The organism is Cupriavidus necator A5-1 (assembly GCF_000744095.1).
GTDB lineage: Bacteria > Pseudomonadota > Gammaproteobacteria > Burkholderiales > Burkholderiaceae > Cupriavidus > Cupriavidus necator_A.
Genome location: NZ_JQLI01000008.1, coordinates 3,031,187 through 3,056,379, shown reverse-complemented (window position 1 = coordinate 3,056,379; position 25,193 = coordinate 3,031,187). Strand labels below are relative to the sequence as shown.

22 protein-coding genes are annotated in these 25,193 nt (G+C 67.1%); all 22 read left to right on the top strand.

The genetic code is table 11. From position 1 onward, the window contains the following. The first annotated feature begins 81 nt into the window (after window positions 1–81). Window positions 82–2,670, top strand: a complete 2,589-nt coding sequence (gene clpB / locus K307_RS37990) for an ATP-dependent chaperone ClpB (RefSeq protein WP_042886230.1) — start codon at window positions 82–84, stop codon at window positions 2,668–2,670. Between the two features lie 312 nt (window positions 2,671–2,982). Beyond that, window positions 2,983–3,522, top strand: coding sequence for a ferritin-like domain-containing protein (locus tag K307_RS37985; protein ID WP_042886229.1), 540 nt, complete (start codon window positions 2,983–2,985; stop codon window positions 3,520–3,522). Between the two features lie 395 nt (window positions 3,523–3,917). Next, on the top strand, window positions 3,918–4,922 hold the full coding sequence (locus tag K307_RS37980; RefSeq protein WP_022535652.1) for a sulfate ABC transporter substrate-binding protein: 1,005 nt from the start codon (window positions 3,918–3,920) through the stop codon (window positions 4,920–4,922). 76 nt (window positions 4,923–4,998) lie between these two features. Further along, entirely contained in the window at window positions 4,999–5,622 is a 624-nt protein-coding gene (ssuE, locus tag K307_RS37975; protein WP_042886228.1) for an NADPH-dependent FMN reductase, read from the top strand. Between the two features lie 154 nt (window positions 5,623–5,776). Then, complete coding sequence (locus tag K307_RS37970) at window positions 5,777–6,805, top strand: sulfonate ABC transporter substrate-binding protein (RefSeq protein WP_042886226.1); 1,029 nt, start codon at window positions 5,777–5,779, stop codon at window positions 6,803–6,805. A gap of 36 nt (window positions 6,806–6,841) precedes the next feature. Beyond that, window positions 6,842–8,005: an FMNH2-dependent alkanesulfonate monooxygenase gene (ssuD, locus tag K307_RS37965; protein WP_042886225.1), complete on the top strand. Its 1,164-nt coding sequence runs from the start codon at window positions 6,842–6,844 to the stop codon at window positions 8,003–8,005. Between the two features lie 12 nt (window positions 8,006–8,017). Then, complete coding sequence (gene ssuC, locus K307_RS37960; RefSeq protein WP_042886223.1) at window positions 8,018–8,818, top strand: aliphatic sulfonate ABC transporter permease SsuC; 801 nt, start codon at window positions 8,018–8,020, stop codon at window positions 8,816–8,818. Between the two features lie 43 nt (window positions 8,819–8,861). Next, a complete protein-coding gene (locus K307_RS37955; RefSeq protein WP_042886221.1) occupies window positions 8,862–9,755 on the top strand; it encodes an ATP-binding cassette domain-containing protein in 894 nt (297 codons plus the stop codon). 208 nt (window positions 9,756–9,963) lie between these two features. After that, entirely contained in the window at window positions 9,964–10,815 is an 852-nt protein-coding gene (locus tag K307_RS37950; RefSeq protein WP_042886220.1) for an EAL domain-containing protein, read from the top strand. Further along, complete coding sequence (locus K307_RS37945; RefSeq protein ID WP_042886219.1) at window positions 10,812–11,483, top strand: RBBP9/YdeN family alpha/beta hydrolase; 672 nt, start codon at window positions 10,812–10,814, stop codon at window positions 11,481–11,483. Before K307_RS37950 ends, K307_RS37945 begins: the two co-directional genes overlap by 4 nt. Before the next feature lie 160 nt (window positions 11,484–11,643). Then, the gene (gene cysT, locus K307_RS37940) at window positions 11,644–12,606 is read left to right on the top strand and encodes a sulfate ABC transporter permease subunit CysT (protein WP_042886218.1); all 963 of its coding nucleotides are present in this window, start codon (window positions 11,644–11,646) and stop codon (window positions 12,604–12,606) included. Between the two features lies 1 nt (window position 12,607). Continuing rightward, on the top strand, window positions 12,608–13,537 hold the full coding sequence (gene cysW / locus K307_RS37935) for a sulfate ABC transporter permease subunit CysW (RefSeq protein WP_042886217.1): 930 nt from the start codon (window positions 12,608–12,610) through the stop codon (window positions 13,535–13,537). Beyond that, window positions 13,534–14,643 carry a sulfate/molybdate ABC transporter ATP-binding protein gene (locus tag K307_RS37930; protein ID WP_042886216.1) on the top strand — a complete coding sequence of 370 codons (1,110 nt, stop codon included), beginning with the start codon at window positions 13,534–13,536 and terminating at the stop codon, window positions 14,641–14,643. Before cysW ends, K307_RS37930 begins: the two co-directional genes overlap by 4 nt. Then, a complete protein-coding gene (locus K307_RS37925) occupies window positions 14,640–15,584 on the top strand; it encodes a CysB family HTH-type transcriptional regulator (RefSeq protein ID WP_042886215.1) in 945 nt (314 codons plus the stop codon). Before K307_RS37930 ends, K307_RS37925 begins: the two co-directional genes overlap by 4 nt. Window positions 15,585–15,869: 285 nt before the next feature. Further along, window positions 15,870–16,259: a terminase gene (locus K307_RS37920; protein WP_051975363.1), complete on the top strand. Its 390-nt coding sequence runs from the start codon at window positions 15,870–15,872 to the stop codon at window positions 16,257–16,259. 69 nt (window positions 16,260–16,328) lie between these two features. Next, a complete protein-coding gene (locus tag K307_RS37915; protein WP_042886214.1) occupies window positions 16,329–17,510 on the top strand; it encodes a sensor histidine kinase in 1,182 nt (393 codons plus the stop codon). A gap of 80 nt (window positions 17,511–17,590) precedes the next feature. After that, window positions 17,591–18,418 carry a LytR/AlgR family response regulator transcription factor gene (locus K307_RS37910; protein ID WP_042886212.1) on the top strand — a complete coding sequence of 276 codons (828 nt, stop codon included), beginning with the start codon at window positions 17,591–17,593 and terminating at the stop codon, window positions 18,416–18,418. A 144-nt stretch (window positions 18,419–18,562) separates the two neighbouring features. After that, window positions 18,563–19,810, top strand: a complete 1,248-nt coding sequence (locus K307_RS37905; protein ID WP_042887967.1) for an MFS transporter — start codon at window positions 18,563–18,565, stop codon at window positions 19,808–19,810. A gap of 59 nt (window positions 19,811–19,869) precedes the next feature. After that, entirely contained in the window at window positions 19,870–21,609 is a 1,740-nt protein-coding gene (locus K307_RS37900; RefSeq protein WP_230626330.1) for a thiamine pyrophosphate-binding protein, read from the top strand. Between the two features lie 43 nt (window positions 21,610–21,652). Then, window positions 21,653–22,150, top strand: coding sequence for a ribonuclease E activity regulator RraA (rraA, locus tag K307_RS37895; protein ID WP_042886211.1), 498 nt, complete (start codon window positions 21,653–21,655; stop codon window positions 22,148–22,150). A 2-nt stretch (window positions 22,151–22,152) separates the two neighbouring features. Continuing rightward, window positions 22,153–22,569, top strand: coding sequence for a gamma-glutamylcyclotransferase family protein (locus K307_RS37890; RefSeq protein ID WP_042886210.1), 417 nt, complete (start codon window positions 22,153–22,155; stop codon window positions 22,567–22,569). Between the two features lie 395 nt (window positions 22,570–22,964). Continuing rightward, on the top strand, window positions 22,965–24,260 hold the full coding sequence (gene aceA, locus K307_RS37885; protein WP_042886209.1) for an isocitrate lyase: 1,296 nt from the start codon (window positions 22,965–22,967) through the stop codon (window positions 24,258–24,260). Window positions 24,261–25,193: the final 933 nt, after the last annotated feature.

Genomic DNA, 25,193 nt, shown 5'->3' with positions numbered 1-25,193 from the left:
CATACGGGCGCTCCGGCAACCAAGACCGTGAGCCGACGCCCCTCGCATCAGGACACGACCTTATCTGAGAGAGGGATTCCTATGCGTCTTGACAAGCTGACCACCCGGTTCCAGGAAGCGCTGGCTGATGCGCAAAGCCTGGCACTGGCCAACGACAACCAATACATCGACCCGCAGCACGTGCTGCGCGCGCTGCTGTCGCAGGACGACGGCGCCGCCAAGGCGCTGCTGTCGCGCGCCGGCGTCAACGTGCAGGGCCTGCAGACGGCGCTGGACGCCGCCATCAAGCGCCTGCCGCAGGTGCAGGGCACCAGCGAGGTCCAGATCGGCCGCGACCTGGTCAACCTGCTCAACGCCACCGAGAAAGAAGCCATCAAGCGCGGCGACCAGTTCATCGCCAGCGAACTGTTCCTACTGGCCGTTGCCGACGACAAGGGCGAGGCCGGCCGCATCGCGCGTGAAAGCGGCCTGAACCGCAAGTCGCTCGAGTCGGCCATCCAGGCCGTGCGCGGCGGCGAATCCGTCAACAGCGCCGAGGCCGAAGGCCAGCGCGAAGCGCTCAAGAAGTACACCATCGACCTCACCGAGCGCGCCCGCATCGGCAAGCTCGACCCCGTAATCGGCCGCGACGACGAGATCCGCCGCGCGATCCAGATCCTGCAGCGCCGTACCAAGAACAACCCGGTGCTGATCGGCGAGCCGGGCGTGGGCAAGACCGCCATCGTCGAAGGCCTGGCGCAGCGCATCGTCAACGGCGAGGTGCCCGAAAGCCTGAAGAACAAGCGCGTGCTGGTACTCGACATGGCCGGCCTGCTGGCTGGCGCCAAGTATCGCGGCGAGTTCGAAGAACGCCTGAAGGCCGTGCTGAACGACGTTGCCAAGGACGAGGGCCAGACCATCGTCTTTATCGACGAGATCCACACCATGGTGGGTGCGGGCAAGGCCGAGGGCGCGATCGACGCGGGCAACATGCTCAAGCCGGCGCTGGCGCGCGGCGAGCTGCACTGCATCGGCGCGACCACGCTGGACGAATACCGCAAGTACATCGAGAAGGACGCCGCGCTCGAGCGCCGCTTCCAGAAGGTGTTGGTGGACGAGCCCACAGTGGAAGCGACCATCGCCATCCTGCGCGGCCTGCAGGAAAAGTATGAACTGCACCACGGCGTCGAGATCACCGACCCGGCCATCGTCGCCGCGGCGGAGCTGTCGCATCGCTATATCACCGACCGCTTCCTGCCCGACAAGGCCATCGACCTGATCGACGAGGCGGCCGCGCGCATCAAGATGGAAATCGACTCCAAGCCGGAGGCGATGGACAAGCTCGAGCGCCGCACCATCCAGCTCAAGATCGAGCGCGAAGCGGTCAAGAAAGAGACCGACGAAGCCTCGCTCAAGCGCCTGGACCTGATCGAGCAGGAGATCGCCCGGCTGGAGAAGGAATACGCCGACCTGGACGAGATCTGGAAGGCCGAGAAGGGCGCCGCGCAAGGCACGGCCGCGCTCAAGGAAGAGATCGAGAAGGTCAAGCTCGAGATAACCAAGCTGCAGCGCGAAGGCAAGCTCGACAAGGTGGCCGAGCTGCAATACGGCAAGCTGCCGGGCCTGGAAGGCAAGCTCAAGGCCGCGACCGATGCCGAGGCCAGCGAGCAGAAGCAGCCCAACAAGCTGCTGCGCACGCAGGTGGGCGCAGAGGAAATCGCCGAAGTGGTAAGCCGTGCGACCGGCATCCCGGTGTCCAAGATGATGCAGGGCGAGCGCGAGAAGCTGCTGAAGATGGAAGACCGCCTGCATGCGCGCGTGGTGGGCCAGGACGAAGCCGTGCGGCTGGTGTCCGACGCTATCCGCCGTTCGCGTGCCGGGCTCGCGGACGAGAACAGGCCCTATGGCTCGTTCCTGTTCCTGGGCCCGACCGGCGTCGGCAAGACCGAACTGTGCAAGGCGCTGGCCGAGTTCATGTTCGATTCGCAAGAGCACCTGATCCGCATCGACATGAGCGAATTCATGGAGAAGCACAGCGTGAGCCGGCTGATCGGCGCGCCGCCGGGATATGTGGGCTACGAGGAAGGCGGCTACCTGACCGAGGCCGTGCGCCGCAAGCCGTACAGCGTGGTGCTGCTCGATGAAGTCGAGAAGGCCCACCCGGACGTCTTCAACGTGCTGCTGCAGGTGCTGGACGACGGCCGCCTGACCGATGGCCAGGGCCGCACGGTGGACTTCAAGAACACGGTGATCGTGATGACGTCCAACCTTGGGTCGCAGATCATCCAGGCGATGACCGGCGAGCCGCAGGAAGCGATCAAGGGCGCGGTCTGGCAGGAAGTGCGCACGCATTTCCGGCCGGAGTTCCTGAACCGGATCGATGAAGTGGTGGTGTTCCACGCGCTCGACCAGCAGCATATCGAGTCGATCGCGCGCATCCAGCTGCAACGCCTGCAGGCCCGCCTGGCCCGCATGGACATGACGCTGGAGGTCAGCGAGACGGCGCTGGAGAAGATCGCCAGCGCGGGCTACGACCCGGTGTTCGGCGCGCGTCCGCTCAAGCGGGCGATCCAGCAGCAGATCGAGAACCCAGTGGCGCGGGCGATCCTGGAAGGCAAGTTCACGGCCAAGGATGTGGTGCCGGTGGATTATGTCGACGGGGAGTTCACGTTCGGGCGGAAGCTCGATTAAGGCCTGCCCAACAGCTTGAAACCGCTGCGGGTTTGCTCCCCTCTCCCGCCCGCGGGAGAGGGAGCACACAAGCGGTCGCTTACAGTCAGGCCCCTGCGAATTTGCGCAGGGGCTTTTTTTCGCCTTGCCATCGCCCGCCGCGTGTAAGGCAGTCCCGCCCCGTGCAAATTTTTCACGCCGCGCCGCCCACGGGGCGTCGCCAGCCGCGCCTTAGCCCCATCCGCCGAGTGGCACACTTTTCGCGTCGCAAAAGGGCTGAGTTTCCCTACAAGGGGCTGCGCTGACGCAGCCCATCCCCCAAGGAGCCCTTCAATGACCGATAAGCCTTTCCTCACAGACGTCAAGAAGCTGCGCGAGCGCGCCCGCCAGCACATCGATGATGGCGCCGTGACCGCGGGCTATGCCGCGGACCGCGATAGCGTGCTGAAGCTGCTCAACGACGCGCTCGCGACCGAGATCGTCTGCGTGTTGCGCTATCGCCGCCACTACTACATGGCCAAGGGGCCGAACTCGAAGAGCGTCGCCGATGAATTCCTGGCCCATTCCAACGAAGAACAAGGCCATGCCGACCAGATCGCCGAGCGCATCGTCCAGCTCGGCGGCGAGCCCGACTTCGCGCCCGACGGCCTGACCAGCCGCTCGCACGCGGAATATGTGGCGGGTACGTCGCTGACGGAAATGATCAAGGAAGACCTGGTGGCCGAGCGCATCGCCATCGACAGCTATCGCGAGATCATCCAGTTCCTGGGCGAACGCGACCCGACCTCGCGCCGGCTGATGGAGGGCATCCTGGCGGTGGAAGAGGAGCATGCCGACGAAATGGCTGACCTGCTCGCACGCCAGGGCGGCTGAGGCATCGGCGCGGCAGCTTGCCCGCACTTGACCTTGATCAACCCGAGGCCGCCGGCAAGCCGATAACATTTGCCTGTCATGGAGATGCGGGGGCGCTCTTCATGACTTGTCTACCCGTTTCCGGAATGGAAACTTCGCCCGCACCGGCTTGCCGGTGCGGGCGTTTTCTTTTGAGGCGTGGCGCATCCTCCTCCTGTCCCGAATGCCCCCGTGCGCCGGCATGCCCATATTTCCGTCCGATCTTATGCAAAAAACAGCAAAGGATCGGCGAAACCATTCGTTCCGTTCAGATAGCCCCCTCGGTAGTCTTGCTCTTGACACAAGTCCGCCCCCTACGGCGGACAAAGCAAACAGCGCCTGGCGCGCATTCACGACACTGACGGGAGCAACACAAGATGATCCGCAAACTGGCCATCGGCCTGGCCGTACTGGGCGCACTGACGGCGGCGCAGACCGCCTCGGCTGCCAACCTGCTGAACGTTTCCTACGATCCGACGCGTGAGCTGTATGTCGACGTCAACGCCGCCTTCGCCAAGGCCTGGAAGGCCCAGGGCGGCGACGCCGTGACCGTGCGCCAGTCGCACGGCGGCTCGGGCAAGCAGGCGCGCTCGGTGATCGACGGGCTCGATGCCGACGTGGTGACGCTGGCGCTGGGCTATGACATCGACGCCATCGCGGAGAAGGGGCTGATCAAGCCGGACTGGCAGAAGCGCCTGCCGCACAACGCCTCGCCGTACACCTCGACCATCGTGTTCCTGGTGCGCAAGGGCAACCCCAAGGGCATCAAGGACTGGGGCGACCTGGTCAAGCCCGGCGTGCAGGTGATCACGCCCAACCCGAAGACCTCGGGCGGCGCGCGCTGGAACTACCTGGCCGCGTGGGGCTATGCGCTGCGTCAGCCGGGCGGCAACGACGCCAAGGCGCGCGAGTTCGTCGGCGAACTGCTCAAGCATGTGCCGGTGCTGGATTCGGGCGCGCGCGGCGCCACCACCACCTTTGTCGAGCGCAACCTGGGCGATGTGCTGATCGCGTGGGAGAATGAAGCCATCCTGGCCATCAAGGAGCTGGGCCCGGACAAGTTCGATATCGTCGCGCCGTCGGTCTCGATCCTGGCCGAGCCGCCGGTGGCCGTGGTCGACAAGGTGGTCGACAAGAAGGGCACGCGCAAGGCGGCCGAGGCCTACCTGCAGTTCCTGTACACCGATGAAGGCCAGGAGATCGCGGCCAAGAACTACTACCGCCCGATCTCGCAGAAGGTGGCGGCCAAGTACGCGGCCAACTTCCCCAAGGTCAAGCTGTTCACCATCGATGAAGTGTTCGGCGGCTGGCAGAAGGCGCAGAAGACCCACTTCGCCGATGGCGGTTCGTTCGACCAGATTTATCAGCCCGGCAAGAAATAACCCACGAGACCGGCGGGCCGGGGCCGCGTGGGGCGGCCCCGGCGCCGACCGGCCCACCAAGAAGAAGGAAGCCCCGATGTCCATCCTGACGCTCTCCGGCAGCCCGTCGGTCCAGTCCCGTTCCGGCCATGTGCTGGCGCACCTGCGCGCCGCGCTGGAGGCTGCCGGCGAACGCACCCGCCATCTCGACCTGCGCGAACTGCCGGCGGGTCCGCTGCTGGCAGCGCGCGTGGACGAACCCGCGATCGCCGCCGCCACGCGCGCCGTGTCCGAGGCGCAGGTGGTGGTACTGGCCACGCCGGTCTACAAGGCCGCCTATAGCGGTCTGCTCAAAGCTTTCCTCGACCTGCTGCCGCAGACCGGCCTGCGCGACAAGATCGTGCTGCCGATCGCCACCGGCGGCAGCCTCGCCCATGCGCTGGCGATCGACTATGCGCTGCGCCCGGTGCTGTCCGCGCTGGGCTCGCGCCAGATCCTGCCCGGCATCTTTGCCGTCGACCAGCAGATCGAGACCTCCGATGCCTCCGGCGTGCGCGAGGTGCGCTTCGATGCCGCGCTGTCGGCGCGCCTAGACGAAGGCGTGCTGCGGGTGCGCGATGCGCTGGCGCATGCCCGCATCGACGTGCCGCTCGACGTGGTGCCCCGCGCGCTGGTGCAGCGCGCCGCGGCCGCCGCGGTCGCCGAGCGATGTTCCGCCTGAACTGACTGACTGAAGTGGCGCCGGCCAGCCCGGCGCAGCGGCAGCCACGCCATGCCACCCGCAAAGCGGGGTCGGCAGGGAGGCCTGCTGCCGTCACCACCCTAGCCATCAATCTGGCCTTGGAGGGCATCGCCCCGGCCATGGAGGAAATCGCATGACATCGAGCATCCTGTCCCGCGCGGCAATCCAGCGCCGCCGCCTGATCACCGCCGCGCTGGTGGCTGCCACCGGCCTGGCCTACGGCCTGCTGCCCGGCCGCGCCGAAGCGCAATCGAAGAACATCGATGCCAAGGTGCTGCGCATCGGCTACCAGAAGTACGGCACGCTGACGCTGCTCAAGGCGCGCGGCACGCTGGAAAAGCGGCTGGCGCCGCAAGGCATCACCGTCAAGTGGACCGAGTTCCCCGCCGGGCCGCAACTGCTGGAAGGGCTGAATGTCGGCGCGGTCGACTTCGGCACCGTCGGCGAGGCGCCGCCGATCTTCGCGCAGGCCGCCGGCGCGCAGCTTGTTTATGTCGGCAACGAACCGCCGGCGCCGACCGCTGAAGCCATCGTCGTGCCCAAGGGCTCGGCGATCCGCTCGGTGGCCGAGTTGCGCGGCAAGCGCGTGGCGCTAAACAAGGGTTCCAACGTGCATTACCTTCTGGTGCGCCAGCTGGAGAGGGCCGGGGTGCCGTATGGCGAGATCCAGCCGGTCTACCTGCCCCCGGCCGATGCGCGTGCGGCCTTCGAGCGCGGCGCGGTCGATGCGTGGGTGATCTGGGACCCGTTCCTTGCTGCCGCTGAGAAACAGCTCGGTGCGCGCGTGCTCGCCGATGGCCGCGGCGCGGATGGCAAGAATGTGGTCAGCAACCACCAGTTCTACCTGGCCTCGCGGCCGTATGCGCAAGCAAAGCCGGAGATCGTGAAGCTGATCCTGGACGAGCTGGCCACGCTGGGCAACTGGGCGGAGAAGAACCCGAAGGACGCCACCGCCGTGCTGACCGGTGAAACCGGCCTGCCGGCCGATGTGCTCGAGTTGGCGGTATCGCGCTTCTCGTACGGCGCGCGCCCCGTCAGCGCCGAAGTGCTGGCCGAGCAGCAGCGCATCGCCGACGTCTTCCACACGCTCAAGCTGATCCCCAGGCCGGTCAAGGTGGCCGATGCGCGCTGGGACGTGCCGCAGCAGCAGGCGCAGCGATAGGCATCGCGCACCTGGCAATAACATAAGGAGAACGACATGCACGTATTCTGGTTTATCCCCACCCACGGCGACAGCCGCTACCTCGGCACCTCCGAGGGCGCGCGCGAAGTCAACTTCGACTACCTGAAGCAGGTTGCCGTGGCCGCCGATACCCTGGGCTATGAAGGGGTGCTGATCCCCACCGGGCGCTCGTGCGAAGACCCGTGGGTGGCAGCGTCCGCGCTGGCGGCGGTCACGCAGCGCCTGAAATTCCTGGTCGCGGTGCGCCCGGGGCTGATGGCGCCGACGCTGGCCGCACGGATGGCGGCGACCTTCGACCGCATCTCGAACGGCCGGCTGCTGATCAACCTCGTCACCGGCGGCGACACCGCCGAGCTGGAAGGCGACGGCCTGTTCCTCGACCACGCCGCGCGCTACGAGGCCTCGGCCGAATTCCTGCGCATCTGGCGCGAGGTGCTCGCCGCCAGCCATGACAGCGGCCAGATCGACTTTGAGGGCAAGCACCTGAGCGTGAAGGGCGCGCGCGTCCTCTACCCGCCGCTGCAGCGCCCGCACCCGCTGGTGTACTTCGGCGGATCGTCCGCGCCGGCGCATGCGCTCGCGGGCGAGCAGGTCGATACCTACCTGACCTGGGGCGAGCCGCCGACCGACGTCGCGCGGAAGCTCGACGACGTGCGCCGCCACGCGGCACGCCATGGCCGCGCCGTGAAGTTCGGCATCCGCCTGCACGTGATCGTGCGCGAAACTGATGAAGCCGCGTGGGCCGCCGCCGATGACCTGATCAGCCGGCTCGACGACGACATCGTGGCGCGCGCGCAGGCGGTGTTCGCCAAGATGGATTCGGAAGGGCAGCGCCGCATGGCAGCGCTGCATGCCGGCGGCGCGCGCCGCACACGCGAGACGTTGGAGATCAGCCCCAACTTGTGGGCCGGCGTGGGCCTGGTGCGCGGTGGCGCTGGCACCGCACTGGTGGGCGACCCGCACACCGTGGCGGAGCGCATGCGCGAGTACGCAGAGCTTGGCATCGACACCTTCGTGCTCTCCGGCTACCCGCACCTGGAAGAAGCCTACCGTTTTGCCGAACTGGTGTTCCCGCTGCTGCCGCGCTCGGTGCGCGAGAAGCTCCCGGGCAAGGTGCTGTCCGGCCCGTTCGGCGAAGTGATGGCGACCGGCATCGTGCCGCGCGCGGCGCAAAGCTGAAGGAGAGCAATCATGAGTGCTCCGCAATTGCCGCCGCCACGCCACGCACCTCAGCTCGCACGCGCGCTCACGCCGTGGATCGTTCCGGTGCTGCTGATCGTCGTCTGGCAGGCGGCCTCGCAGAACGGCTGGCTGTCCAGCCGCGTGCTGCCGGCACCGCTGGCCGTGGTACAGGCCGCATGGGAACTGGCCCGCTCGGGCGAGCTGTCGAAGCACGTGTGGGTCAGCACCTGGCGCGCGCTGGCCGGGTTTGCCATCGGCGGCGGGCTGGGCCTGTTGCTCGGCCTGCTGACCGGCACCTTCCGCACCGCGGCCACGCTGCTCGACAGCTCGCTGCAGATGGTGCGCAACATCCCGCCGCTGGCGCTGATCCCGCTGGTGATCCTGTGGTTCGGCATCGACGAGACCGCCAAGCTGTTCCTGGTGGCGCTGGGCGTGTTCTTTCCGGTCTACCTGAACACGTATCACGGCATCCGCTCGGTCGATACGGGGCTGGTGGAGATGGCGCGCAGCTACGGGCTGTCCGGCTGGCGCCTGTACCGCGAAGTCATCCTGCCGGGCGCGCTGCCCGGCATCCTGGTGGGCGTGCGGTTTTCGCTCGGGCTGATGTGGGTGATCCTGATCGTGGCGGAGACCATCTCCGCGCAGTCCGGCATCGGCTACATGACGATGAACGCGCGCGAGTTCCTGCAAACCGACGTGGTGCTGGTGGGCATCCTGCTCTATGCGCTGCTGGGCAAGCTGGCCGACTTGCTCTCACGCGGGCTGGAGCGTTACTGGCTGCGCTGGCACCCGGGCTACGCCGCCGCCTGATGCAAGGCTGCGCTGGCGTCCCAATCAAGGCAAGGAGATCGATATGCAGATGTACCCGGTGGAACAGGCCGCGCTGGCTGAACTTGAAGCGGGCCTCGCGCGCCGCGAGGCGGCACGGCCAGTGGCAGAGGCGCCGCGCAAGGCAGGTGGTGTGGCGTTGCACGTGAGCCAGGTGGTCAAGCGCTATGACGGCCGCGAAGTGCTGCACAACGTGGCGCTCGATGTGGCGGCGGGGGAGTTCCTCGCGATCGTCGGGCGCAGCGGCTGCGGCAAGAGCACGCTGCTGCGGCTGGTGGCGGGGCTGGAGAATGCCGATGCCGGCAGCATCACGATCGATGGCGAGCGCGGCCGCACCAGTGCCGACGTGCGCGTGATGTTCCAGGACGCGCGGCTGTTGCCGTGGAAGCGCGTGCTCGACAACGTGGCGCTGGGGCTGCCACGTGAACGCCGCGCCGAAGCTGCGGAGGTGCTGGCACAGGTGGGGCTGGCCGACCGCGCACAGGCGTGGCCTGCACGTCTTTCCGGCGGGCAACGCCAGCGCGTGGCACTGGCACGTGCGCTGGTGCATCACCCGCAACTGTTGTTATTGGACGAGCCGCTCGGTGCGCTCGACGCACTTACGCGAATCGAGATGCAAGGACTGATCGAAGGCCTGTGGCGGCGTCTTGGCTTCACGGCGCTGCTGGTCACGCACGACGTGTCCGAAGCGGTGGCGCTGGCCGACCGCATCGTGCTGATCGAGGACGGGCGTATTGCGATGGACGAGCGCGTGGCGCTGGCGCGCCCGCGCGAACGCGGCGCGGCAGGCTTCGCGCAACTGGAGGCCACGGTGTTGCAGCGGGTGATGCGGCAGGCGCCGCAGGCGGCTGCGCAAACCGGCACGCAAGTGGAGGCGGCCACGCAGCCGTCGCGCCTGACCGTCAGCTGGGCTGCGTAGCGAGACCGTGTAGCGGCATATCATGATGCGTGCGCAGCGCTTCGGCCGCGCCGCGACCATCGACAGGTCGGAATCTTCATACGCTCGCGCCGGCTGAACTCCTATCATGAGCAAGCGGGCAGATGCGATGCGACGGCGCACATTGCAGCCGCCACCATCACCAATCAGACCTTGAGGCCAAGGGGCCCGGTCAATCGAAGGAATCGCCATGCCAGGCGTGCATGAACCGACGGGCGCAGTCCCTGCGCTCCAACGCTATCTCGAATCGCTGCCGCGCAAGCCCGTGGCTGACCGGCAATTGTGGCGCGATGCGCGCGGACAGGTGCAGGGCCAGTTCTTCAACTGCTCGCTGACCAGCGTGTTCGAGCCACTGGTGGCACTGGCTGACCGTCAAGTGGTGGCGCACGAGGGTTCGATTCACACCTACGCGCAGGACGGCGTAGGCCTGGCTGCGTGGAAGCTGTTTGCGATGGCGGCCGATGACCACACGCTGGTATCGCTGGACCGGCTCTCGCGACTGCTGCATGCGATCAACTACTTTGCCGCCGACGGCGAGCAAAAGCTGGTGCTGAACGTGCACAACCGCCTGCTGGTCGCGGTGGCCGACGACCACGGCGCGGCCTTCCGGCGCGCGCTGCAATCGCTGGGGCTGCCGCTGGAGCGCTTCGTGATCCAGGTGCCGGCCAGTGCCAACGACGACCTGCCGTTGCTGCTGCACGTGGTTGGCAACTATCGTCGCAATGGATTCGCGGTGAGCCTGCAGGCTTCCGATCCGGCTGAAGCGGGCGCATTGATGGCGCACGCGTTGCCGGACTGGCTCAAGCTCGACATGCGCCGCACCTGGACCGACCGTCAGCTGTCCGGCCTGCGTGCCAGCGCCAACAGCGCCGGCGTCACGCTGATCGGGCGGCGGCTGCAGGATGCCGAAAGCGTGGAGCGGCTGCAGGCCGCCGGCATCGGGCTGGGGCAGGGCGCCTTCGCCGGCGCGCCGATGAGCGTGGCCGGACTGCGGGCGACCCATGCGGCCACGGTCAATGAACTGAGCAAGGAGCCGGTATGACGCAATCCCTCTCACCATCGACCGGGGCGCGCACGCGACTGGAAATCCCGCGGCACCTGCAGGTGCTGACCGTGCCGGGGCTGCATGGCAGCGGACCGGGGCACTGGCAAAGCCGCTGGGAGCAGAAATTCCCGGACTGGCAGCGCGTCGAGCAGCACGACTGGTCGCGCCCGAGCCTGCCGCTGTGGGCCGAGCGCGTTTCCGAAGGCGTGATGCGCGCACAGCGCGTGGCCTCGCGTGGCGCGGTGCTGGTGGCGCACAGCTTTGGCTGTCTGGCGTCCCTGCGCCAGGCGGCGCTCGATTCGGTCGGGATTGCCGGCGCACTGCTGGTGGCGCCGGCGGATCCGGACAAATTTGGCGTGGCGGCGCTGCTGCCGACCTACCGGCTGCCGTTCCCGACGATTCTGGTCGCCAGTCGCAACGACCCGTGGATGCCGCAACGCACCGCCTTCAGCTGGGGCACGCTGTGGGGCAGTGAACTGGTCGATTCGGGCATGCTGGGTCACATCAATGCCGATTCCGGGCTCGGCGAGTGGCCAGAGGGCCTCGCACTGCTCGATACGCTGGTCCAGCGGATCGGCCAAGGCGGGGAGGCGAGCGCAGGAAGTGGTCCGGGCGCCGCATGGGAGACGGGTGTCGAAGTCACCCCAACCGTCCCTTATATCTAAACCGTCTAAGAAAATTCAGAAAGATTCGTTCTATTTATAAGGGCGAGTCTCCAGAATCTGTCTCGTAGGCCGGAGCGATATGCGCCGGCGTCATAAAGAACGGGCCCGCCGGGGCCGGCCATCCCTGGCCCGACGGCGCACCGCTCGCAGACGAGACGACATGCCACCATCCATTTCCCTGGCGGACGCGCCGCCGCCAGCCGCCCCCCGCGCGCCGGAATCCGGCGCAGCCCGCCCGCCCCGCGGCCCGGCCACGCAGCGCTTCACCGTGCTGCCCGGCTTCGGCCTGTCGCTCGGCTTCACGTTGTTCTACCTGACGCTCATCGTCCTGATCCCGTTGTCGGCCACGTTCCTGAAGACGTTCACGATGACGTGGGACGCCTTCTGGACCTCGGTCACGGCGCCGCGCGTGGTGGCGTCGCTGCAGCTGAGCTTCGGCGCGTCGCTGGTAGCGGCCATCGTCAATACGGTGTTCGGGCTGGTGGTCGCATGGGTATTGGTGCGCTACCGCTTTCCCGGCAAGCGTTTGATCGATGCGCTGGTGGACCTGCCATTCGCACTGCCCACGGCCGTGGCCGGTATTGCGCTGACGGCGCTGTTCGCCGGCAATGGCTGGATCGGCCGCTACCTGGAGCCGCTGGGCATCAAGGTCGCCTTCACGCCGCTGGGCGTGGTGGTGGCGCTGACCTTTATCGGCCTGCCGTTCGTGGTGCGCACGGTGCAGCCCGTGCTGGAGGATGTCGAGCAGGAACTGGAAGAGGCCGCCGCGAGCCTGGGCGCCAACCGCCTGCAGACCTTCCACCGCGTGATCCTGCCCGCCATCTTGCCGGCGCTGCTGACCGGGTTTGCGTTGTCGTTCGCGCGTGCCACCGGCGAATATGGCTCGGTGGTCTTTATCTCCGGCAACATGCCGATGGTGTCCGAGATTGCGCCGCTGATGATCTATTCCAAGCTGGAGCAGTACGACTACGCCGGCGCCACCGCGGTGGCGGTGGTGATGCTAGTGATCTCGTTCGCGCTGCTGCTGCTGATCAACCTGCTGCAGGCCTGGACGCGCCGCCACCAGTCGGGCGTGCGTGCGGCGCTGGCACCTGAAGCGCCCGCCACGGGCAAGGAGTTCTGACATGGCGGGCGCAGTTTCCGGACGCCTGGGCGGGCAGGGTAACGCCAGGGCCCATCACAGATTCGACGCCACCGGCGAGGCGCCATGGGTGCGCTACACGCTGATCACCGTAGCGGTGCTGTTCCTCACGCTGTTCCTGTTCGTGCCGCTGGCCTCGGTCTTCTATGAAGCCTTGCGCAAGGGCGTGCAGACCTACTGGGACGCGTTGATCGAGCCCGACGCGCTCGCCGCGATCCAGCTCACGCTGACGGTGGCGGCGATCGCGGTGCCGCTGAACGTGGTGTTCGGCGTGGCGGCGGCGTGGGCCATCGCCAAGTTCGACTTCCGCGGCAAGAACCTGCTGATCACGCTGATCGACCTGCCGTTCTCGGTGTCGCCGGTGATCTCCGGCCTGGTCTACGTGCTGCTGTTCGGCGCGCAGGGCTGGCTGGGGCCGTGGCTGGAAGCGCACGACATCAAGATCATGTTCGCGGTGCCGGGCATCGTGCTGGCCACCATCTTCGTGACCTTCCCCTTCGTCGCGCGCGAGCTGATCCCTCTGATGCAGGCGCAGGGCAGTGAAGAAGAAGAGGCCGCGATTGTGCTGGGCGCCTCCGGCTGGCAGACCTTCCGCCATATCACGCTGCCCAATATCCGCTGGGGCCTGCTGTACGGCGTGATCCTGTGCAACGCGCGGGCCATGGGCGAGTTCGGCGCGGTGTCGGTGGTGTCGGGCCATATCCGCGGGCTGACCAACACCATGCCGCTGCACGTGGAGATCCTGTACAACGAGTACAACTTTGCGGCGGCCTTTGCGGTGGCCTCGCTACTGACCCTGCTGGCGCTGGTCACCCTCGGCATCAAGACGCTGGTGGAGTGGCGCGCCCGCAAGGAAACCGAAGAAACGGCGCCTGAGCGGCCGCTGGGCACATTGCAAGGACAGGCATCATGAGCATCCAGGTCAAGAACGTAGAGAAGCGCTTTGGCGACTTTGTCGCGCTGGACAACGTCTCGCTCAATTTCGACGAAGGCGAGCTGACCGCGCTGCTGGGGCCGTCCGGCTGCGGCAAGACCACGCTGCTGCGCATCATTGCCGGCCTGGAGCGCGCCGACGCAGGCCAGATCGTGCTGGCCGGGCGCGATGCCTCGGACCAGCATGTGCGGCAGCGCCAGGTGGGCTTCGTGTTCCAGCACTATGCGCTGTTCAAGCATATGAGCGTGTTCGAGAACGTGGCTTTCGGCCTGCGCGTCAAGCCGCGCGCCGAGCGCCCGAGCGAAGCGCAGATCCGCGACAAGGTGCGCTCGCTGCTGGAGCTGGTGCAGCTCGACTGGCTGGCCGACCGCTACCCGTCGCAGCTTTCCGGTGGCCAGCGCCAGCGTATCGCCCTGGCCCGTGCGCTCGCGGTGGAGCCGCGCGTGCTGCTGCTCGACGAGCCCTTCGGCGCGCTCGACGCCAAGGTGCGCAAGGAACTGCGCCGCTGGCTGCGCCGCCTGCACGATGAGCTGCACGTCACCAGCGTGTTCGTTACGCACGACCAGGAAGAGGCGCTCGAGGTGGCCGACCAGGTGGTGCTGATGAACCGCGGCCACGTGGAGCAGTACGGCTCGCCCGAGGCGGTCTACAACCATCCGGCCACGCCGTTCGTGTTCGGCTTTCTCGGCAACGTGAACCTGTTCCACGGCCGGCTGGAAGTGGGCGAGAGCGGTGGCCTGCTGCATACCGGCGAGGCGGTGCTGCCGGTAGTCGGCAGCGGCCACGAGACCGCCGGCGATGCGGTGGCCTATGTGCGCCCGCACGACCTCGACCTCGAGCGCTATGCGCCGGGCGCCGACGGCATCGCCGTCACACTGCGCCGCGCGCTGACGCTGGGTCCGGTCGCGCAGCTCGAACTTGAACGCGAAGACAACCAGGACGTGATCGAAGTGGCGCTGCCGCTGGAGCGCTTCCGCCATGCGGGCTTCCGTGAAGGCGAACTGCTCGCGGTGCGCCCGCGCCAGCTGCGTGTGTTCACGCAACCGCGCACCACGTCCACCCAACAAGAAAAGGCGACGACATGAACTTCCAGCAACTCCGATCGATCCGCGAGGCGGTGCGCCGCCAGTTCAACCTGACCGAAGTCGCCAACGCGCTCTACACCTCGCAGCCCGGCGTATCGCGCCAGATCCGCGAGCTGGAGGAAGAGCTCGGCGTGGAGATCTTCGAGCGCTACGGCAAGCGCCTGACCGGCCTGACCGAGCCCGGGCGCGAGATCGTGCGCATCGTCGAACGCCTGCTGCAGGAGGCCGAGAACCTGCGCCAGGCCGGCGACGAGTTCGCCGGCCGCCATACCGGGCGCCTGACCGTGGCCACCACCCACACGCAGGCGCGCTATGCGCTGCCGCGCGTGGTGCAGGCGTTCCGCCGCGAATACCCGCACGTGACGCTGGCGCTGCAGGAGGCGTCGCCGACCCATATCGTCGAACTGCTGCTGACGGGCCAGGCCGATATCGGCATCGCCACCGAGGCGCTGGCGACCGAGACCGGGCTGACCTCGTTCGAGGCCTATAGCTGGCAGCACGTGCTGGTGGTCTCGCCCGACCATCCGCTCACGCGCCTGCCCGAGCCGACGCTGGAAGACGTGGCCGGCTTCCAGCTCATCACCTATGACGCCGGTTTCACCGGCCGCCGCAAGATCGACAGCGCCTTTGCCGAAGCCGGGCTGCAGCCGGAGATCGTGCTGACCGCCCTGGACGCCGACGTGATCAAGACCTACGCCGAGCTGGAGCTGGGCGTGGGTATCATCGCCTCGATGGCCTATGACGAGCGCAAGGACTCCGGGCTGGTGCGGATCTCGGCCGACCACCTGTTCGCCTCCAACACCACCAGCGTGGCGGTGCGCCGCGGCGCCTACCTGCGCGGTTACGCACATGCCTTTATCAACATGTTCGCGCCGCACCTGTCGCGCGATACCGTGACCAGCGCGCTGTCGGAACAGGAGCGCCAGGCACTGGCGGCCTGAACCCTGGGACGGCGCACGGAGCGGCGCAGGCCGCACCTGACGCTGCCTCCACCCCCGCCGTCCACCCCCGCACGGTGCAGTTCGCGCCCCGTGCCCGCCGTTCGTCGCAAGAGTCTTTCTTCATGCCCGTGTGAGGGGTAAAGTCCCTGCACGTGCCGCGCATTGCCATACCGCGTGCGCCGCGCGTGTGCCGCAGCGCAACAAATAATGCGCGCGGCTGGCCGTACCGGGACCATCCAGTCCGGACCAGGGCCAAGGAAAGAGGGGCAAGGGAGAGAGACCATCATGCGCGACGAACCGCTGCTGCGCTGGCAGTGGCGCGGCTATGGCCGCAACCACCAGCATCCCCGCAACCTGCTGCTGCATATCGTGGCCGTGCCGATGTTCATGGCGGGCACGGTGCTGGGCATCTATGGCCTGCTGCGCCTGAGCCTGCCGGCGGTGGCGCTGGGGCTGGTGTGCATGGGCATGTCGATGGCCTTGCAGGGCCGCGGCCACCGGCTGGAAGCGCACGCGCCGGAGCCGTTCGCGGGCCCGGCCGATATCGCCGGCCGCATCCTGGCCGAGCAATGGATCACGTTCCCGCGTTACGTGCTGTCAGGCCAATGGTGGCGGGCGCTGACTAGCCGGCGCGCAGGCTGTCCGCCGCAGGCGGGCCCGTCGGGGCCGGGCTGATGAGGCGCATGGGTTGCGTTGTCCGCCCCAGCATATCCCCGCATTGCGTGAAGCCCAGTCCACGCTAACATGACCGCCATGGAACGCTGCCTCTCCTCCGTCGCCACCGCCATCCCCTCCCGGCTCACCATCCTCGGCCGCGACCTGCTGTTCGTGCTGTGCATGAACACGGTCATCGCCGTCAGCCTGAACTACGGCTTCCAGACCGGCGGCACGCTGTGGCACAACTTTGTCTACAGCCAGCTGATCGGCCTGTCGATCTGGCTGCTGATAGATATCCCGCGCGTGCTGATCTGGTGGAACGACCGGCCGCGCCGCTGGCCCTTCCTGCTGCTGGCCGCGGCCGCGGTGCCGGCCGGCGTGGTGATCGGCAGCTGGGCCACGCGCGTAGCGCTGGAGCTGCCGCCCAAGTCGATCGCGGAAACCGGCGACATGCTGCGCATGTGCCTGGTGGTGGGCATGCTGGCCTCGGCCTCGATGATCTACTTCTACTGGTCGCGCGAGAAGCTCGCCTACCTGGAGCGCCAGGCCGCGCTCGACGCGCTGCAGCGCGAAGAAGCGGAAAAGCAGCTGGTGCGCGCGCAGCTGATGGCGTTGCAGGCGCAGATCGAGCCGCACTTCCTGTTCAATTCGCTGGCCAACCTGGATGGCCTGATCGCCACCGACCCGCCCACGGCGCGCCAGCTCTTGCAGCGCCTGATCGGCTTCCTGCGCATGTCGCTGGCGCACACCCGCGCCGAGCAATGCACGCTGCGGCAGGAGTTCGAGCTGCTGCGCAGCTACCTCGATATCCAGGCCATGCGCTTCGGCCAGCGGCTCTCGTTCGACATCGACCTGCCGCGGGAGCTGGCGAAGGTGGAGATCCCGCCCATGCTGATCCAGCCGCTGGTGGAGAACGCGGTCACGCACGGCATCGAGCCCTGCATGATCGGCGGCCATATCCGGCTGTCGGCGCGCGCGGCCGGGGACGATGCGGTGCAGGTCATCATCGAGGATACCGGCGTGGGCTTTGGCCATGCCTCGGGCAAGGGCTCCGGCCTTGGCATCACGCATGTGCGCGAGCGGCTGGCGCGGATCTTCGGCGCGTCGGCCACCATGCAGATGGAAGAGAACACGCCGCGCGGCGTGGTGGTGCGGCTGACACTGCCGCTGGCGCGGCCGGCGGATGCGCCGACCCTCACCCAGACGGTCACCACCACCACCGTGTCGGAGGGCATGCCGGTGTCGGCGCCGGCGATGCCGCGGCCCTGACTGCCGCACCCTGACAAGCACAACAGGCGCCGCCCCGAGCGGTGCCGCTGATAGCGCAGGACCAAGCCCCCAAGCCCCCCATGACCCCGACCCTGCTGATTGCCGACGACGAAGCGTTGCTGGCGCGCGTGCTGGAATCCGAACTGAAGTCGCTGTGGCCCGAGGCCCGTATCGTTTCCGTAGTCCACGACGGCATGGCGGCGCTCGCCGCCGCGCGCGAGCACCAGCCGCGCGTGTGCTTCCTGGATATCCGCATGCCGGGCATGAGCGGCATGGACGTGGCGCGCGAGCTGATCGAATTCGATACGCCGCCGCTGGTGGTCTTTGTTACCGCGTATGACCAGTTTGCGCTGGAGGCCTTCGAGCGCGCGGCGGTGGACTATGTGCTCAAGCCGGTCCAGCGCGAACGGCTGGAGGCGACGGTGAACCGCCTCAAGGAGCGGCTGCAGACCGATGCCGACGACGCCGATGCGGCCGACGATGATGAGTCCGGCAGCGACACGCTCGATACCGACCGCCTCGGGCAGTTGCTGGCGCGCCTGGAGTCGCTCGAGCACGCCACCCCCGGCGCGCCGCCGCGGCAGTACCTGCGCTTTATCAAGGCGCTGGTGGGGCAGGAGGTGCGCATCATCCCCGTGGACGAGGTCATTTACCTGGAAGCCACCGACAAGTATGTCAACGTGGTCTCCAGCAACGGCGAGGCGCTGATCCGCACCAGCCTGCGCGAACTGACCCAGCAGCTGGACCCGGAGCGCTTCTGGCAGGTCCACCGCGGCACCGTGGTCAACATCGCCTGCGTGGCCAGTGCGGTCAACCAGTCGCTGGGCCGGCTGTCGCTGCGGCTGCGCGACCGGCCGGAACTGCTGCCGGTGGCGCGGCAGTACGCGCACCTGTTCAAGCAGATGTAAGGGATGCCGCCGGGCGGCGTGGCCGCCACCTGGCTGCAGCGAAGGGCGGTTTTCCTCTATGATGCGGGCTTCGGCCCGCGTTTTTCTTTGTGCGCCGCCGCCCCGCATCCCCGTCCTGCCGCAGAGCCACCAACCGCCAGCACCATGTCCACCGCCGCACTCGATCCCACGCGCAATCCCCTTCGTCATGACGCCCAGGTGATCGGGCTGGTGGGGCTGGCGCACGGGGTCTCGCATTTCTATCACCTGCTGCTGGCGCCGCTGTTCCCGTGGATCAAGGCGGAATTCGGCCTGAGCTACGCCGAGCTGGGTTTGCTGATGACGGTGTTCTTTGCCGTGTCGGCGGTGGTGCAGACGGCCTCGGGCTTCGTCGTGGACCGCTTCGGCGCGCGGCCCGTGCTGTTCGCCGGCCTGGCCTTCCTGGGCACTGCGGCACTGCTGTTGTCGACCAGCGGGGGCTACGCCGCGCTGCTGTTCGGGGCGGCGGTGGCGGGGCTGGGCAACGGCGTGTTCCACCCTGCCGACTTCACCCTGCTGAACAAGCATGTGTCGCAGCCGCGGCTGGGCCATGCGTTCTCGGTGCACGGCATTTCCGGCAACCTCGGCTGGGCCGCGGCGCCGCTGTTCCTGGTCACCATCGCCAACCTCGCCAGCTGGCGCGTGGCGCTGGCAGCGGCGTCGGCGGTGGCTTTTGTCGTGCTGGCCGTATTGGTGGTGCTGCGCCACGTGCTGGACCCGCGCGAAGTGCACGGCGCCGTGGGCCGGTCCGCGGCCAAGGCCGCCGGCGGCAGCCTGCTGGGCTTCCTGCGCTTGCCGCAGGTATGGGTGTGCTGGGCCTTCTTCCTGCTGACCACGTTCTCGGCCGCCGGTATCCAGAGCTTTGCGCCCACCGCGCTGACCTACCTGTACGGCATGCCGTTCACGCTGGCCACTGCCTCCTACACCATCTACATGCTGTGCAGCGCCGGCGGCATGATCGTCGGCGGGTTTGCCGCCAGCCGCACCAGCAATCATGACCGGCTGATCGCGGTCAGCTTCACCGTGTCGGGCCTGATGGCGGTGCTGGTCGGGCTGAACGTGGTGCCGGGGCTGCTGGTGCCAGTGCTGATGGGCCTGATCGGCTTTGGCGCCGGTACCGCAGGACCCTCGCGCGACCTGCTGGTGCGCGCGGCCGCGCCCGCGGGTGCCACCGGGCGCGTCTATGGCGTGGTCTATTCCGGGCTCGATATCGGCCTGGCGAGCGGCCCGCTGTTCTTTGGCGCGCTGATGGACGCGCGCCTGCCGGCCTGGGTGTTCTTCATGATCGGCGGCTTCCAGCTGCTGTCGATCTTCACCGCGGTGACCGTGGGCAACGGCAACCGCTCGCGCCGTGGCGCGGCGGCGGCTGCCTAGCGACGACCGCGGCGCACCCGCGCACCGCTTTCCGAAATCGTTTGCCTGAGGATGCTTCCATGTCATTGACGCCGGCCACTTCCACCCAGCAAGACGGTTCCGATCGCGACACGCCGCTGCCGGGCGGCCATATCCTGGTCGATGCGCTGCTGGCGCACGGCGGCGAGTTGGCCTTCGGCGTGCCGGGTGAAAGCTACCTCGCGGTGCTCGATGGCTTCCACCGCCGCCGCGACCAGATCCGCTTCATCATCTGTCGCCAGGAGGGCGGGGCGGCGGTGATGGCCGAAGCCTACGGCAAGCTGACCGGCCGCCCCGGGCTGGCCTTCTGCACGCGCGGGCCCGGCGCGACCAATGCCAGCATCGGCGTGCACACGGCCTTCCAGGACTCGACGCCGATGATCCTGTTTATCGGCCAGGTTGGCACCGACTTCATGGACCGCGAGGCCTTCCAGGAGATCGACTACCGCCGCATGTTCGGCCAGATGGCCAAATGGGTGGCGCAGATCGACCGCGTGGAACGCATCCCCGAATACATCGCACGCGCCTACCAGACCGCCACTTCGGGCCGCCCGGGGCCAGTTGTGCTGGCGCTGCCCGAGGACATGCTGGCGCAGACCGCCACCGTGCTGCAGCTGCATGCCTACCAGCGCGTGATGAGCTGGCCGGGCGAAGCCGACCTGGCGCGGCTCACGGACATGCTCGCTGCCGCCGAGCGCCCCTTCGTGCTGGCCGGCGGCAGCGGCTGGACGCCGCCGGCGTGCGCCGACCTGCAGGCCTTTGCCGAACGTTTCTCGCTGCCGGTGGGCTGTGCCTTCCGTGGCCAGGACCTGTTCGACAACCGGCATCCCAACTACGCCGGCGATGTCGGCATCGGCATCAACCCGGCGCTGGCCGAGCGCATCCGCAATGCCGACCTGGTGCTGGCGATCGGCCCGCGGCTGGGCGAGATGACCACCGGCGGCTATTCGCTGATTGCCGCGCCGCGGCCGGCGCAGACGCTGATCCACGTGCATGCCGGCCCGGAGGAACTGGGCAGCGTCTACCAGGCCGACCTGATGATCCACGCGTCGATGCCCGCCATCGCCGCGCGCCTCGCGGGGCTGCAGCCGGCCGCCACGCCGCGCTGGAAAGCCTGGACCGATGCCGCGCATGCCGACTATGAACGCTACTTGCAGCCCCCGGCGTTCACGGGGCAGGGCGTCGACATGGCCGAGGTGATCCGGACGCTGGACCAGATGCTGCCCGCCGATGCGGTGGTGACCAACGGTGCCGGCAACTATGCAGGCTGGCTGCACCGCTATTTCCGCTACCGCCCGTTTGTGAGCGGCGCGCGCGGCCAGCTGGCCCCGACCAGCGGTGCGATGGGCTACGGCGTGCCGGCTGCGATCGGCGCCAAGATCGCCTTCCCGCAGCGCACCGTGGTCGCGCTGGCCGGCGACGGCTGCTTCCTGATGAACGGCCAGGAGCTGGCCACGTCGATGCAATACCAGGCGCCGGTGGTGTTTATCGTCGTCAACAACGGCATGTACGGCACCATCCGCATGCACCAGGAGCGCGAGTACCCGGGGCATGTATCCGGCACCGAGCTGCATAACCCGGACTTTGCCGCGCTGGCACGCGCCTATGGCGCCCGCGGCGAGATCGTGACCACCACCGAGGCCTTCGCGCCGGCCTTGCGCGAGGCGCTGGCCGCGCCGGTCTCGACGCTGATCGAGATCCGTGTGGACCCCGACGTGATCACGCCGCGCACCACACTGAGCGCGATTCGCGCGCAGGCGCTTGCCAGCCAGAAAGGCTGAGGCGGCCCCACCGAATTCTTTCCATCCCATCAGGAGACTATCGATGAAGCCTGTCACCACCGACCTGTGCGACGCGCATGAAGACCGCCTTGCAGCCGGCACCCTGCGCGTCATGGCGCCGGTGTTCCGTGCCTTCGGCAAGCAGGGCGCCTTTGCCGGCCCCGCGGCCACGCTTAAGGTGTTCGAAGACAACTCGCTGGTGCGCACCGTGCTGGAAGCGCCGGGCCAGGGCAGGGTGCTGGTGATCGACGGCGGCGGCTCGCAGCGCTGCGCGCTGGTCGGCGGCAACCTCGGCGTGCTGGCCGAGAAGAACGGTTGGGCCGGCATCGTCGTTAACGGCTGCATCCGCGATACCGCCGAGCTGGATGCGTGCGATATCGGCATCCGCGCGCTCGCCGCGCATCCGCAGAAGAGCCAGAAGCGCAACGTTGGCGAAAGCGACGTCACGGTACAGATGCCCGGCACCGTCGTGCGCCCCGGCAACTGGATCTACGCCGACGCCGATGGCGTGCTGGTCTCGGACGAGAAGCTGGAGGGCTGAGCATGCCGCGCGTCTTTGTCTACGGCACGCTGCGCGCGGGCGAGGTCAATGACCTGAACGCCGCCGCGCAGCGTCACGGCATTGCCGCGCCCACGTTGTTGGGCACGGCGACGGTGGCCGGCAGGCTGTATGACTTCGGCAGCTATCCGGGGCTGGTGCTGGACGACAACGCCGGCCCGGTAGCGGGCGATGTCTACGATGTGGCCGACGCACTTTTGCCGGTGCTGGACGAGATCGAGGAGGTCTATCCCGGCCAGGCCACGCTGTTCGTGCGCGAGGAGCGGGACGTATGGCACGGCGGACATGCCGTGACTTGCCTGCTTTATCCGGTGTCCGATGCGGCGGTGGCGGCGTTGCCGCGCATCGACGGCGGCGACTGGGTTGCGTATCGGCGCGCGCGCGATACGGCTGCGGCCTGATCCGGGTGGTTCACCCAGACAAACGGCGCCCTTGCGGCGCCGTTTTGCTCTTTCCGGGCCTCACGGACCCACGGGTGGCGTAAATGGCTATTTTTCACGATGTGGAAAGCCGTTTTGGACCGCAAAAATACATGGTTTGCAGAGCACAAGGCCATTTCTCATGATGGAAGATTCTGTCCCGCATCGTGAAATAAATTCTGCAAGCCATTGAATTACAAGAACAAAAAAACTAAGCATCAACTGCATATCGGGCTTGTTGCGACGCGGGAGCATTCCCTACACTCTTATATAAGACACATGACCTGAAGCGCGAAACACAGCCCCACGGCAGCGCGGTCAGGCCAGGTGATCAAGAGATTCTCAGCCATCCCCAAAACACCTTCGGGAGAGTGACCATGAACCGCCAAGAACAGATCCAGGCCCTGCAGAAAGACTGGGATACCAATCCCCGCTGGACGGGTATCAAGCGCAACTTCACCGCCGAAGACGTCGTGCGCCTGCGTGGTTCGGTCCAGGTCGAGCACACCCTGGCCCGCCGCGGCTCGGAAAAGCTGTGGAACCTGCTGCACACCGAGCCGTTCGTCAACTCGCTGGGCGCGCTGACCGGCAACCAGGCCATGCAGCAAGTGAAGGCCGGCCTGAAGGCAATCTACCTGTCGGGTTGGCAAGTCGCCGGCGACGCCAACCTGGCCGGTGAAATGTACCCCGACCAGTCGCTGTACCCGGCCAACTCGGTGCCGCAAGTCGTTAAGCGCATCAACAACACCTTCCAGCGCGCCGACCAGATCCAGTGGAGCGAAGGCAAGGGCGACACCGACTTCTTCGCCCCGATCGTGGCTGACGCCGAAGCCGGCTTCGGCGGCGTGCTGAACGCATTCGAACTGATGAAGTCCATGATCGAAGCGGGCGCCGCCGGCGTTCACTTCGAAGACCAGCTCGCTTCGGTCAAGAAGTGCGGCCACATGGGCGGCAAGGTACTGGTGCCGACCCGCGAAGCCGTCGCCAAGCTGACCGCTGCGCGCCTGGCCGCCGACGTCTCGGGCGTGCCGACCCTGGTGATCGCCCGTACCGACGCCGAAGCCGCCGACCTGCTGACCTCGGACGTGGACGACAACGACAAGCCGTTCTGCACCGGCGAGCGCACCGTGGAAGGTTTCTACCGCGTGCGCAACGGCCTGGAGCAGTCGATCTCGCGCGCCCTGGCCTACGCAGAAGTCGCTGACCTGGTGTGGTGCGAAACCGGCAAGCCGGACCTCGAGTTCGCCAAGAAGTTTGCCGAAGCCGTGCACGCCAAGTTCCCGGGCAAGATGCTGGCCTACAACTGCTCGCCGTCGTTCAACTGGAAGAAGAACCTGGACGATGCCACCATCGCCAAGTTCCAGAAGGAACTGGGCGCGATGGGCTACAAGTTCCAGTTCATCACGCTGGCCGGCTTCCACTCGCTGAACTACTCGATGTTCAACCTGGCCTATGGCTACGCCCGCAACCAGATGAGCGCGTTCGTGGAACTGCAGGAAGCCGAGTTCAAGGCAGCCGAGAAGGGCTTCACCGCGGTCAAGCACCAGCGCGAAGTCGGCACCGGCTACTTCGACGCCGTGACGCAGACCATCGAAGGCGGCCAGTCGTCGACGACCGCACTGAAGGGTTCGACCGAAGACGAGCAGTTCTTCGAAGACAAGAAAGTGGCCTGACTCTCCTGGTCACCTCCGCCGGGTCGTGGGGCCCGGCGGTATGGAAGGCGTGCGACCATCACGTCTTCTGCTTTAGGCGCCGCGCCGTTCTCTCTCAGGGACGGCGCGGTTTTTTGTTTCCCAATGCTGACGCGGGTTAACGGGCAGCTGTTCAACAGGTGGGACGCGCCTTAGTGATCACAGTCGTTTTTGATTAGCACTAGCCGGCCCCGCTGCATACCGGCCACATGGGTTGCGCTCTGTTGGGTTGCGAACAGTTCTACCTCGTCAGAGTACGTTTCTTAAATGAAACTTAAACCCAACGCTGTTATGACTCTGAGGGAACTGCCATGCACCCTTATGCCGTAGGATTGACCATTTATATCCTGCTGGTCCTGATGCTGACCCCTGAACTATGGTGCCCATGACTACCGCGGGCAGAATCATTTAAGGGGATGATCGCCTTTGGGATACTGGCCAAATGTATGCATGCAGTCTTTGCACTCTTTGCACTGGTCATCCGGGTAGGGCAATGAGGCACGCATTCCACAATACGCGCTTTTGCAGTGCTGCATTCCGAATTGACGGCTGGCAATAGGCTAGCAACACGCTAGGCCGGCCGTCGGGCTGGGCAATCGACCAAGCCGGGGCCGGCGTGAGCTACTTCGCGCGAGCTCGGCGCTTCGCGATGGGGGCCAGCGTTCCCGCCCGATCGTGGCTAGCTGCACCTCGTGTTCCGGTGTCCGGACTTCGCCCTGCCAGCCCCGGGAGCCGGGGGTGCCGCTTGCATAGTCCGCCTCCAAGGCCTCGACGATGCACGGCTCCTGCTGCAATTCCCGCATCCAGCTATCCGCCATCACGCCGCCATTCCCATACAGCAGCTCGGCGATGTAGTGGGCCCGCTTGATCGTCTCCCGCAGTCGTGCGATCTCCCACAGAGGACTAAGGGGGTAA

Bases quoted from the DNA above. Each gene is read 5' to 3' on its own strand.
- K307_RS37945 (WP_042886219.1), top strand. From the start codon at position 10,812: ATGACGCAATCCCTCTCACCATCGACCGGGGCGCGCACGCGACTGGAA.
- cysT (WP_042886218.1), top strand. From the start codon at position 11,644: ATGCCACCATCCATTTCCCTGGCGGACGCGCCGCCGCCAGCCGCCCCC.
- aceA (WP_042886209.1), top strand. From the start codon at position 22,965: ATGAACCGCCAAGAACAGATCCAGGCCCTGCAGAAAGACTGGGATACC.
- K307_RS37950 (WP_042886220.1), top strand. From the start codon at position 9,964: ATGCCAGGCGTGCATGAACCGACGGGCGCAGTCCCTGCGCTCCAACGC.
- K307_RS37930 (WP_042886216.1), top strand. From the start codon at position 13,534: ATGAGCATCCAGGTCAAGAACGTAGAGAAGCGCTTTGGCGACTTTGTC.
- clpB (WP_042886230.1), top strand. From the start codon at position 82: ATGCGTCTTGACAAGCTGACCACCCGGTTCCAGGAAGCGCTGGCTGAT.
- cysW (WP_042886217.1), top strand. From the start codon at position 12,608: ATGGCGGGCGCAGTTTCCGGACGCCTGGGCGGGCAGGGTAACGCCAGG.
- K307_RS37985 (WP_042886229.1), top strand. From the start codon at position 2,983: ATGACCGATAAGCCTTTCCTCACAGACGTCAAGAAGCTGCGCGAGCGC.
- ssuD (WP_042886225.1), top strand. From the start codon at position 6,842: ATGCACGTATTCTGGTTTATCCCCACCCACGGCGACAGCCGCTACCTC.
- K307_RS37905 (WP_042887967.1), top strand. From the start codon at position 18,563: ATGTCCACCGCCGCACTCGATCCCACGCGCAATCCCCTTCGTCATGAC.
- K307_RS37920 (WP_051975363.1), top strand. From the start codon at position 15,870: ATGCGCGACGAACCGCTGCTGCGCTGGCAGTGGCGCGGCTATGGCCGC.
- ssuE (WP_042886228.1), top strand. From the start codon at position 4,999: ATGTCCATCCTGACGCTCTCCGGCAGCCCGTCGGTCCAGTCCCGTTCC.
- K307_RS37915 (WP_042886214.1), top strand. From the start codon at position 16,329: ATGACCGCCATGGAACGCTGCCTCTCCTCCGTCGCCACCGCCATCCCC.
- K307_RS37980 (WP_022535652.1), top strand. From the start codon at position 3,918: ATGATCCGCAAACTGGCCATCGGCCTGGCCGTACTGGGCGCACTGACG.
- K307_RS37910 (WP_042886212.1), top strand. From the start codon at position 17,591: ATGACCCCGACCCTGCTGATTGCCGACGACGAAGCGTTGCTGGCGCGC.
- rraA (WP_042886211.1), top strand. From the start codon at position 21,653: ATGAAGCCTGTCACCACCGACCTGTGCGACGCGCATGAAGACCGCCTT.
- K307_RS37900 (WP_230626330.1), top strand. From the start codon at position 19,870: ATGTCATTGACGCCGGCCACTTCCACCCAGCAAGACGGTTCCGATCGC.
- K307_RS37925 (WP_042886215.1), top strand. From the start codon at position 14,640: ATGAACTTCCAGCAACTCCGATCGATCCGCGAGGCGGTGCGCCGCCAG.
- K307_RS37890 (WP_042886210.1), top strand. From the start codon at position 22,153: ATGCCGCGCGTCTTTGTCTACGGCACGCTGCGCGCGGGCGAGGTCAAT.
- K307_RS37955 (WP_042886221.1), top strand. From the start codon at position 8,862: ATGCAGATGTACCCGGTGGAACAGGCCGCGCTGGCTGAACTTGAAGCG.
- ssuC (WP_042886223.1), top strand. From the start codon at position 8,018: ATGAGTGCTCCGCAATTGCCGCCGCCACGCCACGCACCTCAGCTCGCA.
- K307_RS37970 (WP_042886226.1), top strand. From the start codon at position 5,777: ATGACATCGAGCATCCTGTCCCGCGCGGCAATCCAGCGCCGCCGCCTG.